Source organism: Streptomyces sp. NPDC002032, assembly GCF_042890765.1.
GTDB lineage: Bacteria > Actinomycetota > Actinomycetes > Streptomycetales > Streptomycetaceae > Streptomyces.
In genome coordinates this window covers 13,347-29,862 of the sequence record NZ_JBIASM010000025.1, presented here as the reverse complement: position 1 = coordinate 29,862, position 16,516 = coordinate 13,347, and the positions used below count along the sequence as shown (strand labels likewise).

At 69.2% G+C, this 16,516-nt stretch carries 16 protein-coding genes and 1 pseudogene; 9 read left to right on the top strand and 8 right to left on the bottom strand.

Going from position 1 to position 16,516, the window contains the following annotated elements:
• Window positions 1-63 precede the first annotated feature (63 nt).
• From ACFYYT_RS33960 to ACFYYT_RS33935, 6 genes and pseudogenes are all read right to left on the bottom strand, one after another.
• The gene (locus ACFYYT_RS33960; protein ID WP_351826716.1) at window positions 64-1,083 is read right to left on the bottom strand and encodes a CU044_5270 family protein; all 1,020 of its coding nucleotides are present in this window, start codon (window positions 1,081-1,083) and stop codon (window positions 64-66) included.
• The gene (locus ACFYYT_RS33955) at window positions 1,080-1,646 is read right to left on the bottom strand and encodes an RNA polymerase sigma factor (RefSeq protein ID WP_351826715.1); all 567 of its coding nucleotides are present in this window, start codon (window positions 1,644-1,646) and stop codon (window positions 1,080-1,082) included. The genes ACFYYT_RS33960 and ACFYYT_RS33955 overlap by 4 nt, the downstream gene beginning before the upstream one ends.
• Window positions 1,615-2,379, bottom strand: a pseudogene (locus ACFYYT_RS33950) (zeta toxin family protein); the annotation flags it as partial. The gene ACFYYT_RS33955 and the pseudogene ACFYYT_RS33950, both read right to left, overlap by 32 nt.
• Window positions 2,369-2,575 carry a zeta toxin family protein gene (locus ACFYYT_RS33945; RefSeq protein ID WP_351826714.1) on the bottom strand — a complete coding sequence of 69 codons (207 nt, stop codon included), beginning with the start codon at window positions 2,573-2,575 and terminating at the stop codon, window positions 2,369-2,371. The pseudogene ACFYYT_RS33950 and the gene ACFYYT_RS33945, both read right to left, overlap by 11 nt.
• Before the next feature lie 160 nt (window positions 2,576-2,735).
• Window positions 2,736-3,293 carry a zeta toxin family protein gene (locus tag ACFYYT_RS33940; RefSeq protein WP_351826713.1) on the bottom strand — a complete coding sequence of 186 codons (558 nt, stop codon included), beginning with the start codon at window positions 3,291-3,293 and terminating at the stop codon, window positions 2,736-2,738.
• A gap of 209 nt (window positions 3,294-3,502) precedes the next feature.
• Window positions 3,503-4,039, bottom strand: a complete 537-nt coding sequence (locus ACFYYT_RS33935) for a hypothetical protein (RefSeq protein ID WP_351826712.1) — start codon at window positions 4,037-4,039, stop codon at window positions 3,503-3,505.
• 34 nt (window positions 4,040-4,073) lie between these two features.
• On the opposite strand from ACFYYT_RS33935, the gene ACFYYT_RS33930 reads away from it, so the two are divergent.
• The 6 genes from ACFYYT_RS33930 (at window position 4,074) to ACFYYT_RS33905 (ending at window position 9,600) form a co-directional block, all read left to right on the top strand.
• Window positions 4,074-5,249, top strand: coding sequence for a hypothetical protein (locus ACFYYT_RS33930; RefSeq protein ID WP_351826711.1), 1,176 nt, complete (start codon window positions 4,074-4,076; stop codon window positions 5,247-5,249).
• Between the two features lie 106 nt (window positions 5,250-5,355).
• Window positions 5,356-6,672 carry a hypothetical protein gene (locus ACFYYT_RS33925; protein WP_351826710.1) on the top strand — a complete coding sequence of 439 codons (1,317 nt, stop codon included), beginning with the start codon at window positions 5,356-5,358 and terminating at the stop codon, window positions 6,670-6,672.
• Window positions 6,673-7,305: 633 nt separating this feature from the next.
• The gene (locus ACFYYT_RS33920; protein WP_351826709.1) at window positions 7,306-7,791 is read left to right on the top strand and encodes a hypothetical protein; all 486 of its coding nucleotides are present in this window, start codon (window positions 7,306-7,308) and stop codon (window positions 7,789-7,791) included.
• Complete coding sequence (locus ACFYYT_RS33915; RefSeq protein WP_351826708.1) at window positions 7,791-7,970, top strand: hypothetical protein; 180 nt, start codon at window positions 7,791-7,793, stop codon at window positions 7,968-7,970. The genes ACFYYT_RS33920 and ACFYYT_RS33915 overlap by 1 nt, the downstream gene beginning before the upstream one ends.
• A gap of 13 nt (window positions 7,971-7,983) precedes the next feature.
• Complete coding sequence (locus tag ACFYYT_RS33910; RefSeq protein ID WP_351826707.1) at window positions 7,984-8,934, top strand: NUDIX domain-containing protein; 951 nt, start codon at window positions 7,984-7,986, stop codon at window positions 8,932-8,934.
• Between the two features lie 141 nt (window positions 8,935-9,075).
• On the top strand, window positions 9,076-9,600 hold the full coding sequence (locus ACFYYT_RS33905; RefSeq protein ID WP_351826706.1) for a hypothetical protein: 525 nt from the start codon (window positions 9,076-9,078) through the stop codon (window positions 9,598-9,600).
• 88 nt (window positions 9,601-9,688) lie between these two features.
• On the opposite strand, the gene ACFYYT_RS33900 is transcribed toward ACFYYT_RS33905, so the two are convergent.
• Complete coding sequence (locus tag ACFYYT_RS33900; RefSeq protein ID WP_351826705.1) at window positions 9,689-9,820, bottom strand: hypothetical protein; 132 nt, start codon at window positions 9,818-9,820, stop codon at window positions 9,689-9,691.
• Window positions 9,821-10,057: 237 nt separating this feature from the next.
• Between ACFYYT_RS33900 and ACFYYT_RS33895 the strand changes: the two genes are divergently transcribed.
• Both ACFYYT_RS33895 and ACFYYT_RS33890 read left to right on the top strand, forming a co-directional pair.
• Window positions 10,058-11,203, top strand: coding sequence for a ParA family protein (locus ACFYYT_RS33895; protein ID WP_351826704.1), 1,146 nt, complete (start codon window positions 10,058-10,060; stop codon window positions 11,201-11,203).
• The gene (locus tag ACFYYT_RS33890; RefSeq protein WP_351826703.1) at window positions 11,200-12,210 is read left to right on the top strand and encodes a ParB/RepB/Spo0J family partition protein; all 1,011 of its coding nucleotides are present in this window, start codon (window positions 11,200-11,202) and stop codon (window positions 12,208-12,210) included. The genes ACFYYT_RS33895 and ACFYYT_RS33890 overlap by 4 nt, the downstream gene beginning before the upstream one ends.
• A gap of 520 nt (window positions 12,211-12,730) precedes the next feature.
• On the opposite strand, the gene ACFYYT_RS33885 is transcribed toward ACFYYT_RS33890, so the two are convergent.
• Window positions 12,731-13,438: a BTAD domain-containing putative transcriptional regulator gene (locus tag ACFYYT_RS33885; RefSeq protein WP_351826702.1), complete on the bottom strand. Its 708-nt coding sequence runs from the start codon at window positions 13,436-13,438 to the stop codon at window positions 12,731-12,733.
• 332 nt (window positions 13,439-13,770) lie between these two features.
• On the opposite strand from ACFYYT_RS33885, the gene ACFYYT_RS33880 reads away from it, so the two are divergent.
• Entirely contained in the window at window positions 13,771-16,293 is a 2,523-nt protein-coding gene (locus tag ACFYYT_RS33880; protein ID WP_351826701.1) for a S8 family serine peptidase, read from the top strand.
• Window positions 16,294-16,516: the final 223 nt, after the last annotated feature.

Here is a 16,516-nt window from a genome sequence, read left to right as displayed (position 1 = left end):
CACAAAAATTCGAAGCGCTGGCGATCCGGACTCCTTCTCGAATCTTTGTCCAGATCGCACTCCTCACTGCCTCGGAAGTTGGCCAGCCCGGTCCGTGACTCCTCGGGCGACGATGGACACCGATGTCACCGGCGTGCCTGCCTTGCCCCAAGCGCTGTCTTTGACAAGCAACGTGCGCTCGCCCAGGAGCCGGAGGCTCGACTTGTCGAAGATCCATTCCGTCCGCTCGCCCTTGTGAATGCGAGCGACGGCTACACCGGCCCGCCCGACGGAGTCCGTGGAATCGGGCACCATCACGACTCCCGGGATGCGGGCCGCTGCCCGGTAGAGGGCCGCGCTTACTCCGGGGGGAGCCTCCATCGTGCGAAGGAGGTCCCCGATCGCGACGAAAGCCTCCTGGTCGGGTCCGGTGGTCGAGCCGGAGTCCTTGCCGTGGTTGAGGCGGGTGTCCGCGTAGATGAGCTCCAGCAGCTTGTCGGGGTCGGTCGGGAGCGATTCGAGGAAGCGGTACGTGGGCCCGTTGATACTTGGCTTGCCCTGCCCCGGGTCCGTCTGCGGATCCACCTCCGTGCCCTTCGCAGTCCGCGTCATTGTCTTGGCCGAGCCGTCGACTGATACCCACTGCTCTGCGGACTCATCAGTCCGAGCCGGCTCCATCTCTCCGCCTGCCACCTCGGACAGGGATGTGGAGTGGCCGCTGGTCTTCGTGTACAGGAACTGCCCGTCGCGGACCGCCGGGGCTGACGACTCCGCGGCGGCCAGGGCAATCCTGTCCAGGAGCTGTACGGCGGCGGGATCGGGCTTCGCGGCTTCAGCGTGATCCCCAGGGCCGTTCCCGCCCAGGGTGAAGGCGACAGCCACAGCGCACGCTGCCGCCACCACTCCCAAGGAGATGAACAACGGGCGCTTGGACCGTCGTGACGGGGCCGTCCGCTCACTTCGAGCTGCTTCTCGCATCAGGTACTCCTTTGTCAGGCGGTGGCCACGGAAGGGCATTTCCGCGTCGGAAACGCCGGGCAGGCGCCGGAGGATCTCTTCACGCTCGGACAATTCGATTTGCGCGTCGTCATCGGCGGCGTTCACAGGTGTCCCTCCCGTGCGGTTCGGGACGCGGGTCCGCGTCCGTTGGCCGGCTCAGAAGCCAGATGGGCGATGGTGAGTTTGCGTAGGCGGCTGCGTGCCCGGAAGAGCCGGGAGCGCGCGGTTCCCTCCGTTACACCGCAGGCCGCCGCCACCTCCGCGTGGGAGAGGCCCGACCAGACGGACAGCACGATCACCTCGCGGTCGGCACGACGCAGCCGATTCAGCGCAGCTAGCGCGGCGGCCGCCCTGGCCCTGTCGCCGATGCGTGAAACCACCGCGTCCGCTAGATCCGGAACGACATCCGGACGCGGGAGACGCGTCATCGCCTCGCGATGGCGGCGAGCGGTCCTGCGCGTGTTGCGAAGGACGTTGGTGGCGACTCCGAGCAGCCAGGCTCGGTGGCTGGCGACACCGTCGAGGGTTTCGCGGAGCCGCCATGCCTCAAGAAAGGTGAGGGAGACGATGTCCTCCGCACCGGTGGGGTCGGAGGTCATGCGGACGGCGTGCGCGTATACCGCCTGGGCATGCGCATCATAGATTTCCGCGAACAGTTGCTGGTCCACGTTGGTTAGTGTCCGCTCGAAGCGGGTCGTTGCATGTGACGTGCGTCACGGTGGATTGCGCGGTCTCTGGGGGCTGCCCTGACGATGACGGGGGCCGAGGCCTGGAGGGCGAGTTGGCGGATCGCGGAGGTCCTGCCGCGCTGTGGCGGGACGCCGATCTTCCGCAGGTGGACTTGGAGGTTGACCGTGTTTCCTGTGCATTGACCTCGCCTCCACTGCGCAAATCGGGCAAGGGCGCCATCGCCGACCAGGGAGCCTCCTGCTCCGTGTACGGGCGTTCTCGCTCGGCGTCCAATGCCCCCACCGCGCGCCTGTCGCCGACCTCCGAACGGAACAGCGCGGTGCCGTCCCGGCGCATGACCGTGACCGCGGAAACGGCGGGGTGACTCGCGGCGGTGGCGACGACCTCGGGAAGGGCGTCGAAGCAGGTGTCGTGGCCGGCTGCGGAGGTGAAACGGGCCGGGGTGCCGATCTGCTGGGCCCTGGCGTAGCGCAGGGCGGTCGCTTGCCGGCTGTCGGCTGCCCGAACCGCGACGACAACCACCTCGATCGGGTACCCGGCCTCGTGAAAGGGGAGGGCGCTGGCCAGGAACTCCTCCCCGGAGGCTGGGGCGGCCTCGATGAGGACATCACCACGTCGGGCCCGGACGTACGCCTCAGCCTGGTTCATCCAGGCCCGGTAGTCTGCCCGGACGGCCGCTCCGGCGTGCCGGGGCTCCCGGTCAAGAGCTGAAGGTAGTCCGGGTGGGACACCTTGAAGTCGTCACCCGCCAGGTGCGTCGCCCCCGCCGTATGGCCCGGAGCACCATCTGCGACACGGTCGATTTACCCGCCCCGGGCTGCCCCGTCAGGTAGATGGCCCGAGGGGTCTGACGCGAGACGATCCCGGAGAGGGGTAGGAAGGAACGATCAGCTTCTCGAAAATCCACTGGTGCTTGGCGGCGGACAGCCGGTGGTAGTTGACCGCGGGCAGCCGTTCGGAGGTCTGGGCGATCCGCCGGACCGGACCGGTTCAGCCAGCGCGGCCGCCCGCTCGCCGTACCGCTGCACGGCAAGGCGCTGCTTGTCCTCCAGCGGCGCCAGCTGCAGCTACCGCTCGGTCCGGATCAGGTCCCGCCGGAAGACGGCGGCCTCCTGGGCACTCCACGGCCGAGCCCACTCGTACGCCACCACCCTTCCGGCGGCCGGGTGGCGCCGCCAGGCCCCGTCAATGAGCTCGTTGTCGTACAGCACCGTGTGGTCGGCGCGCAGCACTGTGACGCGGTCGACCAGTTGGTCGGCCTCCAGGAGGGCCAGTACCTCCAGCAAGCTCTGCGCGCAGGCGTCGTGGTCCGCCCACGACATGGGCTCATCGTGCTCGCCCGCGCTCGTCAGGAAGTCCGTAAGGGCGGCCAGGTGGCTCAGCGCCTCGGACGTGGCGAGCGCAGCGACTTCGACGCGGTATCCGGTCTCTCGGTACGCGGATGCTGCTGCCCGTGCCTCGGCCGGATCCGCGAGCGGGGTCTCGACCACCAGGTCCGGATGCCGGTCCTGGGCGTCTGTCCCACAGGGGCGGACCGGGAGCATCCCGCGACTGGAGCGGATCCGCTCGGCGGCGCCTCGGGACTTGAGAGCCGCCTGAACCAGGTCCGCCAGGCCTGCGGTCATGCTCACGGGTTGGCCGGCGATGAAGACGACGACGGGCTGCGAGGTCCCGTCGCGAGCTGGTCTCTGGCCCGGTAAGGAACTGGCGTCTGCCTGAGGATGCTGGCCGACGGTGATGGGGAGCGTGGCCACGATGGCACCCCGCTGTGTCACTGATCCTCCTGGACATGGCGAGGGCCCCGTCGGCGGACGGGGCCCTGGGTGGTTGGCTGCTACTCGGGCGTGTTGAACTCGTTGGCGGCCAGAGGGCGGGGGCGCTCGTCCTGGTCGTCGGTCCAGGTGTAGAGCCACTGCCTGCGCACCGTCGCGGTGGCCGCCCAGGGGAACAGGCCCTCGGCGAGCCCGAGGACTCGTTCGGTCATGGCGTCCAGAGCCCTGTCGAACTCAGTGCTCCGGATGGAAGGGAAGCCCAGCGGGACCTTGAACTCGAAGCCGATCCGCAACGCCCGCGGTGTGCCGGGTCCCTCGTCCTCGTCCTCGTTTCCGGGCTCGGCCACGAGCCGGGGCTCACCGTCACCCAGGGCGTATTCGCGGCGCCAGTTGGTCCAGTCGTAGATCCACTCCCCGGAGACAACGGCTCGGTCTGCCGCGGGAAAGACGTCACCTGCCAGTAACAGGACCCGTTCGGTCATGGTGTTCAGCGCCTTGTCGATCTTGGCGCCGTGGATGTTGCGCCGTACCGCCCTCAGGACACGGAACTCGAAGCTGATGCGCAGGGCACGCGGTGTGCCCTCGGTCTTCTCCACCATGGAGGCCCCCTTCGTCACTCTGATCAAAGTACCTGTGTTTCACGAATGTGGAGCACTTTCACGAAAAATAGTCACTCTCGTAAGAACTTGCCGCCTGGGGCTCTCATCGAGAACGGCTGCCGCTGACGCCGCCCCGCGCAGGCACAAAGGCCGCCGCACGACCGGCACCGGGCAGAAGAGAAAACGGTCAAGGAGCCCCCTGGAGCAGCTGCTCGCCGCCGGGTTCGCCTCCCTCCAGCCGACGCCGGAGCCGCAGTTCGAGCGGTGGGGCGACCGCCCGTACGGGCACCTCTCGGCGCAGCGGCTCACCTCGCTGATCTCCGACCGGACCGCCGAGAGCCGCCGCGCCGAGCGCCTGGCCGCCGACTTCACACGTCAGGCCGAGGCCAAGCGGGCGGAGCTCGCCGCGCCCGTCACCCCCGGTCAGGCGCGGGTCCGGCAGGTCACCACGGTGCTGGACCGGGCCGACGAGCTCGCCGCCCTCTCCGCGACGGAACGCCGCAACGAGCACCAGGCGCGCGAGTCCGTACGGCACGCCCAGGAGGTCCTGCGCCGGGTTGCCGAGGCCAAGGGCAAGTCCCGCCTGGCGCTGCGGCTGGCCGGCACCAGCCGTAAGGAGACGCTGGAGATCGCCGCCGAGTACGACAAGAAGGAGACCGAGGGGTACCGGGAGCTCTACCGTGCCGGGCGGGCCGCCGAGGACGCCGGACGCCAGGCGTGGGCCACGATCCGCAGCCCGGAGACGGTCACCCTGTTCGAGGAGCAGGGCTCCCGCCGGCAGGGCCCCTCCGACGTCGCAGAGCTGCAGACTCGGCTCGCCGCGATGCGCGAACGGCTCCCAGAGATCGAACGGATCGCCAACAGCGTCGTCGAGAGGAAGGCCAACCTCGCCGAGCGCCAGGCCGCAGAGTTCCGTGGCACTGCCCAGAAGCACACCACGGCGGTGGGCAAGCTGCAGGAGGAGAAGGCGCTGCGCTCGCGCATGGCGACCGAGGCCCCCACCCAGCACGCCACCGAGGCGCAGCAGCGAGCCGCGTACATCAAGCAGGCACGGCAGCAGGCCGCCGTGCAGGCCCGCGAGAACGCCCGGCGCGCACAGAGCGAGTACCGGTACCAGCCGCCGAAGGCGAGGTGGTCCTGGACATCACAGGGACTTGGGATGCTTATCCGTCCCTTGGGAAGATGTACCACCCGGACGGCGTCACGGTGACCAACGCCGGTAACAGCGTCTCGCTGAAACTGATGAAGGTGAAGGGCCACACCGGCGAGGGGCGCGGTGGATTCGCCATCATGACCGCCTTCCCGACGGGAACTCCATGACCCAGGAACGTCCGACGTACTACGAACTCGGCTACGGAGAGGATTTCGGCCTGACCGCCCTGACCGAACGTTTGAGTCGCCGAGGCTCCGGCACTGGCCCGGCCGGCGCCCTGGGGTACGCGGAAGAGATCGCCGACGGATCCGAGGGTGAGGAGGCCGTCGAACTGGGTGAGGACGCTCGCCGCCTGCTGGCTTCCGAGCTGCCGGAACGAATCCTCCGCACGGTGTGGCTGGCCTCCACCGGCAACGCCTTCGACCCGGCCGACCACGGTATGACCTGCCGTGGATTGCTGGAGCGGATCTCGGAGGTGTCCACAGCACGGCTCCGGCAGAACAAGCGCTCCTACAATCCGCCACCGGTGCGGCCAGCGCGGGACGTGGGACTGTGCCAGGCGGTCGTGGCGGAACTGCGGTCCACGGCCCCGGCCCTTGCCGGCGCGTCGGCGCTGCCGGACCTCGTCGACGCTCTGGAACGGGTGGTGACCGGTGCCGACGGTGACCTCGGCATGCGGCTGTTCCTCCGCGCGCTCAAAGCCCACGCCGTGCCCGTCCCGTATGAGCAATACCGCCGTCTGTTGGCACTTGGCCGACAGTTCGGCTTCCCCGCAGGCACCGTCCACGACGGCCTGTACATCGTCTGGCCGCAGGTCAGCACCACCAGGCAGGGCGTCTCCGGGGATTTCGGACTCTCCCAACTCGCCAGACAGTTCACGGCAGGGTGGCACTACCGGACTCCCCGCGCGGCCGTCGAGACCGCCGTGACATATGACGGGTACGAGCGGCCTCCGGGCTCCGAGGCGGCCATCTTGTGGGAGGACACGCGCCGGATGCTCGACTCCGGGCTGTCCGACGACACCATCACCGTGCTGTGGCTGGCGGCGACGAACCGGGGCTACAACATCGACGAGTGCGGTGTCGGCGGCCGGGAGTGGCTGGAGCAGGTCGTGGAAGTGTGCGAGGAGCACCTGACCGCGGTCGCTCCCGCCTACCTCCCGGTGGCCTCGGCCATTCACACCGATACCGGTGACGCGGTCCTCCGTGAAATCCGGGAGATGGCACCCCTCGCCTCAGGCAAGGCGATCAGCCCTGCATTCCGTCCTCTGGAGGGCACTGCGGTGATGGGAGCACTGGAACAGGTCGTCACCCAGGTCGACCCCGACCTCGGGTTCCGCCTGTTCCTGCGGACACTGGAAGTCCTGCAACTGCCACTCAACGAGGCGCGGTACGCCCGGTACGAGACCCTCAGCAGCCGTTTCCAGTACGGCGAGGATCATCTCCTCTTCTCGATCGACCACCTGGTACAGCGCAGCTGACCCACCTGCCTGCACCCGTACGTCAATCAGAGCGCCCCTCCTACCGGAGGGGCGCTCGCCTTACAACCCACGATGTGGGCCCGCGCACACCCGTACAGACACCCAGCCCACAGGCCCACCCATCGCAGGAGACCTGTGCTCGTCCCCCAACGCTGGGGCCGAAACGGCAGACGAGCACCCTTGCCGGGGCACCTCTCACGGCCGCGCAGGGCGGGTGAACGCAGGTTCGATTCTGGACTGCAATGGGAACAGGCGGCTGGTCCACGACAGGTGCGATGGAATCCGCCTGTCGTGGCCGAGAAACGGTAGTCCCTCAGCCGCGGCGCGGTTCCCGGGTCAGCGCTCCACCGGCCCGGTGGGGACGGCCGAATGCCGGACCGGGTCGGTAGCCGCTGCCAGGACGGTCGGCCTTCATGGGCGCGGGCGCCCCGATGATCATGGGCTTCCCCCGGAAGGCGCGCTCGCCTACCCAGAACCGCCGGCCTCTCCCCTGTGGCACCGCCACGGCGCCTCGAAAGCCCGGCCCCTCACGCCTGCGGAGCAGAAGCGCAACTGCGAGCTCCTGGTGCTCGCGCAGCGCACCCACCGACCCCGCTCCCCTCGCCCCACCAAGGCCTTGGCGGAGGCCAGCTGATGGACACCAAGCACTGCGCCGTCGACGGCTGGGTCGACGCGATCCCCGCCCCCGGCCGTCGCTCGGACACGGCCACCTTCGACCTGATCGTCCGGCCCGCCGACATCGACACCCTCGCCGACGACGCGCCCGGCACGGTCGTCTCCTGCACCAGCGGCGACCCCAGGATCACCCACGCGCTGCTGACCGGCATACAGCCCGGCGACCTGTTGCGTGTCACCGGCACCCTGGTCCGGCCGCAGGCGCCGGACGGGGAAGCCCACCTCACCGTCGATCCCCTGGAGGTCCTGGACACCGCGCTCATCCCGGTCCTGAGCGACATGCTCCTCGACCGGTACGCCGACTACGTCGTCGTCTTTGACGGAGAGAGCGACCGGGTCCCCGTCTTCACCGTCCGCGGCCGGTGGGTCGGCCTGGCCGACAACCCGGACGCCATCGCCACCCTCATCGACATCGACGAGCGCGTGAACGGCCGCGACGCCTGATGGCCACCGCCGCGCAGCCACGCACCGTCCTGGAGCGCTTCCCCGCCGGCCACCCCTGCGGCTCCTGGCCCGCCGACGAATACGCCGCCGCCCAGCGCGCCCAGGGCACCAACGCCTGCGTCGTCATGGACCTCGCCAGCGACCAGTTCCTCGTCGTCACCGACACCACCCACCCCTAACCGAGAGGCGAACATGACCGAGCCCGAGACCGTCCAGTACACCGCGGACGTGGTCGCCGTCACCCCTAGCGGCCACGTCCTGCTGATCGAGCGCGGCTGGCCCCCCTTCGAAGGCGCCTGGGCGCTGCCGGGCGGTCACGTCGACGCCGGCGAAGCGCCGTACGTGGCCGCAGCCCGCGAACTTGCCGAAGAGACCGGCGTCCACGTCCCCGTCGGCGCCCTGCACCAGATCGGCGTCTGGGACCAGCTCGACCGGGACCCGCGCGGCCACTACGTCACTTTCGCCTACATGGCCGTCGTCCCTGACGGCACGCAGGCCACCGCCGGTGACGACGCCCGCACCGCCCGCTGGTGGCCCCTGGACGAGCTGCCCGACGAGCTGGCGTTCGACCACGCCGGATCATCAGTGTGGCCGAGGCCCCCAACTCCTGACGAGCCCCCCCCGGAGCGCCGCCCCGGCCTTCCTGGCCCGGGGCGGCGCTCCGCCGCTCCGCTCCTCACCAGCAATCTGGAGGCCCCCTTCATGCGCCCGATCCGTCTGACCTCGTTCGGCTACCTCCACCTGTCCACCGGCCCGGACGGCTCGCCCGTTCCGCCCGCCGCCGACCGGATCGAAGACGTCCGTGCCCGGCTCCGCGACCCGGCCGCTGCCCGCGACATCCTCGACCTCGACGGCCTCAACCCCTGTGTCCAGGACGTCGTCCTGAAGACCCCCGGCGCCCGCGAGTTGCTCGCCAACCTCGCCGACTACGCCGACCTCCCCGCCGGCCCCAGCCACATCGCCATCGGCTGTGCAGGAGGTAGGCACAGGGCTTCCGGACTCACCGAACTCCGCGCCCGCGAACTCCGCGCCCGCGAACTCCGCGCCCGCGGCCGCGAGGTCGTCATCGAGCACCTGCACGTCCATCTGCCCCGAGTCCTCAAGACGCCCGCCACCCACGCCGGACAGGAGACCGCCCGATGATTCGACGCTTCCGCCGCTGCGGCCCCACCCCCGGCGCCCGCACCCCCGAGGACCAGGCCGTCGTCGACGAGTTCCGCGCGATGCTCGCCGCCGTACGCTCCCCCGGAACCGTGGACGCCGGACAGCGGCCGAGACATCGCCGTGCGGGTCGGCCCCTTCATCGAGCGTGCGCATCCCCGCCCTGGCGACGACCACGGCACCGAGACGATCGCCGTTGCTCTGGTCCACCCCGACGCCCCGATCGCCGCGGCCTGCCGCCACGGCCACGACATCGGCTACACCGACCGGGGCTGGCTGCGCTGCGAGACCCACGCCGCCGCGAACCTGCCGCTCCCCGACGACGTCGGCATGGCCCCCGCCCACTACGGCGTCTACGTCGAAGCCCGCCGCCCCGACGGGCCCGGCTACACCCTGCTGCGCCTCGGCCCTTACAGCCAGACCTGGCTGGCCTCCCGCGACGCCGACCGCCTCAACACCGAACTGACAGGCCGCGCCGCCCTCGTCCGCCCCGGCTTCACCGTCACCGTGGAGGAAGCCACGTTCGACGTCAGCGACCACGACAGCTACATCAACCCTCATGGCAACGACGTCACCGTGCTGCTCGCCATGGCCGTCGCGGGGGGCGGGAGCGCGACCGCCACGGCTCCCGCGCCGCGGGCGCCCTGACACATAAGGCCCCGGCTCCCCCACGCTCGTCGGCGAGGAGAGCCGGGCCTCTCGCGTTCGGCGAGTGGCGGCGAACCTGTCGCAGGAGCTAGGAGTCGAGCTCGACCTCTATCTCGTTGATCTTGCCGCTGGTGCTCACGACGGCGCTGACGTTGCTGTCGCCGGGCGCCTCGGCAGCGCGGGCTGCCTTCACGAACAGCTCGAGCTCGTCGAGTGTCATGTTCTTCTCTTCACCAGTGAACTTCAGGGTTTTTGGCATGAGTTCATGCTGACGCGGGGGCCGCGCCTTGCGTAGCCGTTCCGCGAAGCGTCGGGCGGATTGAGGGGGTGCTAACGGCGTTAGCACCCCAGCGAGTGCTAACGCCGTTAGCACTCCTGGAGGAACTACCGTAGAAAATCGGCAAAACGCGCCTATTGGATCATCGAGATTGGCGCAGACGGCAGTATGCTGCCGTGCATGTCATCTCCGAATCCAGGAGAGGAGCGGGAGAAGCTCGTCTCCAAAATGCCCGCTCATCTCCAGCAGGCTCTCAAGGTCCGCGCAGCGCAGCTCCAGACCGACATGCAGGACGCCGTAGCCGCAGGCATCGAAGCCTGGCGTGCCTGCACCGACGAGCTTCCCACCGTCAACACCGCCAGGGCCGACTCCTTCGGGACCTATCTGCCCGAAGGCCTCTACGAGGACTTCAAGGCCGACTGCCGCGAGCGAGGCGTCTCCTACATCCAGGGCCTGGCGCAAGCCGTAGCCCTCTGGCTGGACAACAACCCGGCCGAAGCCCAGCACGCCACCCGCCGCTTCATCGTCTGCAACCAGAAGGGCGGCGTCGGCAAAACGGCCGTATCCGCCGGCCTCGCCCAGGCCCTCGCCGAAGACGGCCTGCGGGTCCTCCTGGTCGACTACGACCCCCAGGGACACCTCACCCACCAGCTCGGCCTCACCGCCACCCCGGCCGGTGAGGAAAGCCTGATCACACACATGCTCCACCGCGCACAGGCAGAGCAGCCCCTGCTGGACCTGACCGTCGCCATAGACGGAGACCGCTTCGGTGGCCGGCTGCGCATCCTGCCGGCCGCGTTCGAGGCTTTTCTCCTCGACTCCGGCCTCACCGTCTTCCGTGGACCCCGAGAGGCCGCTCTCGAGCGCGCTCTGGCTCCCCTCGAAGACCACTTCGACGTCATCGTCGTGGACTCCCCGCCCAGCCTCGGACTCGCCATGGACGCAGCCCTCACCTACGGGCGCCAGCGCGACGACGAGAAGCCCGGCGCATCCGGACTCGTCATCCCCGTGGAGGCTGAAGACACCTCCGCGCAGGCCTACGGAATGCTGATCCAGCAGATCGACTCCCTCTCCAGGGACTTCGACCTCGTCATCAACCAGCTCGGCCTCGTCGTCAACAAGTTCGACAGCCGCCGTGGCTACATCGCCACCTCCTCCCTGGAAAAGTGGAAGAGCCTCGGCACACCCCCCGTCCTCGCCGTCATCCCCGACGTCAAGGAACAGCGCGAAGCCGTCCGCAAGCAGCGCGGTCTGCTGGATTACGCACCCGACTGCGAGCAGGCGCACCAGATGCGGCAGATCGCCCGAGGGGTGAAGCTCTCGTGAGCAAGGCAGACATGCTGGGAGACTCCCCCACGTTCAACGCGGTCGCCCAGCCTATGAGCAGCCGGGCCGCCAGCTTCGCCCGGTTCTCGGGCCAGGAGCAGGAGCAGCCAGTCGCACGGCAGGACACCCTCCGGGTCGCTTTGGAGGCGCTGGCCCACAATCCGTACAACCCGCGGGTGGAACTCCGCTCCGTCGAAGATCTCGCGGACAGTCTCGCCTCGCGGGGGGTGATCCAACCCCTCACCATCGTCACCAGGATGGCGTTCCTCGAGGCCCACCCGGGCCAGGCCGACCTCGGCCGTGCCGCGTTCGTCGTCGTGGACGGCAACAGGCGCCTGGCGGCCGCACGCCTCGCGGGGCTGGACGACGTACCGGTTCACGTGGACGACTCCCTCGCGGAGAGCGCGGACACTCTGCTTGAGACGGCCCTCACCGCAGCCGTCCAGCACGAGAACCTGGACCCGCTCGACGAGGCGAAGGCCCTTGAGCGCCTCGTGGCCGTCCACGGCTCCCAGCGTGCCGTCGCGCGCGCCCTGGGAAAGTCCAGCCCATGGGTGACGCAGAGGATCGCCCTGCTGAAGCTGACGCCCGAGCTCCAGGCCGCAGTCGAGGACCGCAGCCTCCCGGTGGAGATCGCACGGAACGTCGGGCAGCTACCTGCTCAGCAGCAGCAGGAGGCGGTCGAAGAAGCCTTCGAAAAGCGCGCTCGGGCGAAGCAGCGCAAGCAGAGCCCGGCCGACGCGGGTGCTAACGCCGTTAGCACCCCGCCCACGGCGTCTGGTGCCGACCCCGCACTCACCTCGCGGACCGCTGAAGACGTATCGGCGTCGACGGATCCCGAAATCGTCGATGCCGACGCAGTGCGCATCCCACAGCCGGCCAGTCCTCAGGCGCAGGCGCCTTGGGACGACGGGCACAAGGTTGCCGACCTCGTCTTCGAAAGGATGGACGCCGCCCAGCGGGAAGTCCTCCTGGAGCGCCTTCTGGCTGCGCACGGCAACGAGTAGCCCGGGGACCCAGTCTGAGCCCGCGCAGCGATTAGCCTGCGCGGGCTCAAGATCGTCCGGGGTGCTAACGCCGTTAGCACCCCGCTGCGAGGTTCGGCGCGTGACCGCGCGTCAGGAGCCGGATCCGCCGACAAGCTGTGGGTCGGTCAGGCTGCCATGCTGCTCCTCGCCCTGGCCGGCTAGCGCGCCTTCCAGTTGGAGGCCCACTTCAATGGCCATGGCCCACTACACGGGCAGGATCAAGCGGGCTGGCCTCTCGCGTGATGGTGCGGTCGCACCAGTCGCAAAGCACTGTCGCGTGGGCACCTGCGGCCTCAAGGACACCGGCCGCGTCCTGGGCGGCTTCAAGCCAGTCGGGTTCTGTGACCGCGACGGGCGCACTGTCCAGCGGGAGCTTGCTGTTTCAAAGGCTGAGGCCGGTGATCGTTCGGGTCGCACGGATCGCCTCCGCCGTCCGGTCTCCTGACTGGGCCATGCAATCGCCCAGTCAGCGGGTGTGCGGTCCACCGCCTCCGATCGCCTACGTTCGTGTCAGGTCACGGACGAGACGGGTTAGCTGAGGCGACGGGGCAACCTTCAACTCCATCTGCAGCAAACGCCGGTAGTCCTGGTACCGCTTGACCGCGGAAGCCACGTTGCCCTCGGCCAGGTGGACCTCGACGGCAATCCGGTGGGGGGTCTCGCGGAACGGATCGATGGAGACGGCGGCGAGTGATGTCTGCAACGCGGACAGATGGCGGCCCTCGGTCTGGAAATGCTTTGCCAGTGCCTCCAGGGCGTACAGCCTGAGCTGATCCCAGCGTTCGCGTGGGAGGAGCAGCCATTCATCGTCCCAGCCAGGGAGCAGGTCCTGGCTCAGGTCTGCCACCAATCGGTCCCCGTCGGGGAGCTGGCCGTCGCCCGACACGAGCCGACAGGCCGCGCCCCACGCCTCGTGAAAGTCGACTGAGCAGGAGGGTGCGAGCGCGAGGCTGCGATCGACGCTCTCGATGACGGGGCCTGGACCCAGCCTTCTGCCCTGGCAAAGCGCGGATCGCAGATTGGCGGCGGCCCGGCAAGTGGTGCAGTCGGGCCACAACTGCTCTGCGATCGAACGTCGGTCCATGCCCTCGCGGTGAAGGGCGAGGAAGGCCAGCAACCGCTGAGCTGCATGGGAGACGGCGACGCGCCGCCCTCCACAGGTGACTTGGAAGGGCCGCAGGATTTCGAGATGGGCTCCTTGCGACACGCCTCTCACTCTGCGCGACGGCACATTTGGCTGCAACCGGGCGAGACGTACCAGCCGGTTACCCGTCATGCCAAATCTGTGCAGTCCCCACGCTGCCCACATGCAGTCAACCACGACGCAGGAACGTTTCTGCAACGGGGGGCGGGACACCTCCGAAACGCCTGTGCAACGAACATCAAACGCTTTCCTTCGGACGAGGGAACGACGCAGAAACGCGCCCGTGGGACACCTGCCTCATGGCCTGGCGCGTCATACGCGACGGCCGGGCCGCTTCGGACCGCTTCGGAGCGAATCAGTGCGCGTCGAGATACTGCGGTACGCGGAGGTTCAGCATGGACATCCGGTCGGTGTTGCGCGGGACAGTAGGGGAGCAGAAGCTCCTCGGCAGCCCCGAGGTGCGCGTGGCGGTCCTCGACGGCCCGGTAGACCTGGCACATCCCTGTTTCGCGGGATCGAACCTCACCCGAATGCCCACCCTGGTGTCGGGCCCCGCCGGCCCCGGACCCATGTCGCTGCACGGCACACATGTCACGAGCCTGCTCTTCGGGCAGCCCGGTTCATCGGTGTTCGGTCTCGTGCCCCGCTGCACGGGACTACTGCTTCCGGTGTTCCGGGAGTCTCCGGACGGCCGGATAACGCGCGTACCGCAGCTGGACCTGGCGCGAGCCGTTGAACAGGCCGTGGAGGCAGGAGCCCACGTCATCAACATCAGCGGTGGGGAGCGGACCCCCGAGGGTGCGACGGACAGCATGCTGGAGCGGGCGCTCCGGCTGTGCGAGCAGAACGGCGTGCTGGTGGTCGCAGCCGTGGGGAACGATGGGTGCGACTGCCTGCAAGCCCCCGCTGCCACGCCGTCCGTGCTCGCCGTCGGGGCAGCCGACGCGGCCGGAGCGCCGCTCGACATCAACAACTGGGGCGCCGCGTACCGCCTGAACGGAGTTCTGGCCCCCGGACACGCCATCCAAGGCGCCGCGCCCGGCGGCTCGCTCGCCTCGCTGACCGGCAGCAGCTTCGCCGCCCCGGCGGTGACCGGTGTCGTTGCGCTCCTGGTGGCGCGGCAGCTGGCCGAGGGCCGCAAAGCCGACCCACTTGCCGCGGGCCGCGCCATACGCGAGTCCGCGATCCGTCCGCCCTGCAGCCCGGCCGACTCACCCGAGTGCCGCAGGCTGCTCGGCGGCAGGCTGCACGCCGCCGGCGCCATCGCGTTGGTCAGCGGGATGGGCAGCACACCATCCGGCGCTCACGGCGCGACGCACACCGAAGAGAAAGAGAGAGCCATCGTCATGGACATGCACGCCGTAAACGCGCAGGTTGAGGAACCCTCCGAGGCCGCACCCGCAGCCATGTCCCAGGCGCCCGCGGGCGCCGGAACCCCGGTGCCGGCAGCGCAGACCGCCTCGTCACAGGGCGCACCGGCCCAGGCGCCGGCTCCCGGTGACGCGCCGGTCCCCGCAGCCCCCTCCCCGGACCCGTGGCCCGCGCCGCCGCCCCTGCCGCCCGCCCCTCCGGCGATGCAGCCCGGGATGCAGGCTGGAGTCCAACCCAGCGCCGCACCTGCCGCCTACGCCACACCCGCCGCGTCCCCGGTCTACGCGGCCCCCGCCGCGCCCCACGCCTATGCCGCGCCCGCGGCCTATACGGCACCTGCCGCCTACCCCGCGAGCATCGGCGTCTGCCCGTCCTGCGCCGGATGCGGCGGTACCTGCGGGCATCCCGGTGCAGGCGGTGCCACCCCGCCCGTCCCGACTCCCCTCCCCGGGAAGCAGTTGATCTACGCGATCGGCACCATCGGGTTCGACTTCCAGACCGAGGCCCGCCGGGACAGCTTCCGTCAGCAGATGCCGAACATCGTCGTTCCGGCGACGTCGGGCCACCCAGAACAGGAGGTCCAACCGAACGTCTACGACCCCCAGCAGCTGCACGCCTACCTGAGCAAGAACCCATGGGCCTCGGACAAACTGACCTGGACGCTCAACGCGGACGCAACCCCGCTCTACGCCCTTGAGGCGGAGACACCGGTAGGCATGGACTGGACCCGGCCGATCATCGAGAACCCCAAGGCGTCCGCAGAGCAGGTGCACGGTCTCGCAGCCGGCGCTGCAGGCGATTCCAAACAGCTCACCAAACTCCTCGAGACCCTCTCCTACCCGCCGGTCTCCTTCGTCTACCGAACCTTCCGGGACGCCCTCCTCGGACAGGCCAAGGATAAGGAGGACCTCGACTTCGTCTCCCGGGTATCGATACCCGGAGTCCTCACCGACCGTACCGTCCGGCTGTTCTCGGGACAGGTTGTCCCCGTGGTCGAGGTAAAGAGCCGCGGCCTGTTCACCTGGAACGAGACACTGCTGGTCGACTCCGTCTTTGAGGCAGTGGTCAACATCAAGGTGAGGGAGGCGCGCAAGGAGGCCGGGGAGAACGCGGCGGCACAGGCCGCTGCCGAGGCGAAGGTCCGCAATGAGTTCGCCGGAGAGAAGGGAACGTTCCTCAGGCACACCGTGCGCGCCCTGCTGGACAAGATCTACTGGAAGTTCCGCAACCTTGGCCAGAGCTCCGGCGACCGAGCGCTGAACGCGGCGGGCACCAATGCGTTCCTGGTCGGTGCCGAGATCCAGGACGGCATCCTCTCCGCAGAGCACGTCCCTGGCAAGAACAACAACTTCTACTCGCTGGACACCGTCAGCGTCTCCAAGAGTCCCTTCTGCCGCCCCGGCTCGGACTGCCAGGACGTCACCTTGACCTTCTTCGACCCGGAGAACGACCAGCGGGCGCCGGTGTCGTACCTGTTCACCTTCGACGTGAGCGACGACCTGCCCGTCAGCCTCGCTCCGGTCCACACGTTCATCGGCAGGGTCTGACTGCCGGCTCGAACCAAGGAGCCCCCATGAACCAGACCAGAACCCCAGCATCCTCCTCACTCCCCCTTCAGGCACCGCCGGTCTCGCGCGAACCGTCACAAGAGCCGCAGGAGCGGCACGACGGCCACGGTGTCGAGGCGGCCCGCTCCGGCTGCGCGGAGCTCTGGGGACCTGCGCGGCAGATGTGTTATGCGCAGCGAGCCCAAGCGCTCTGAGCACCCCG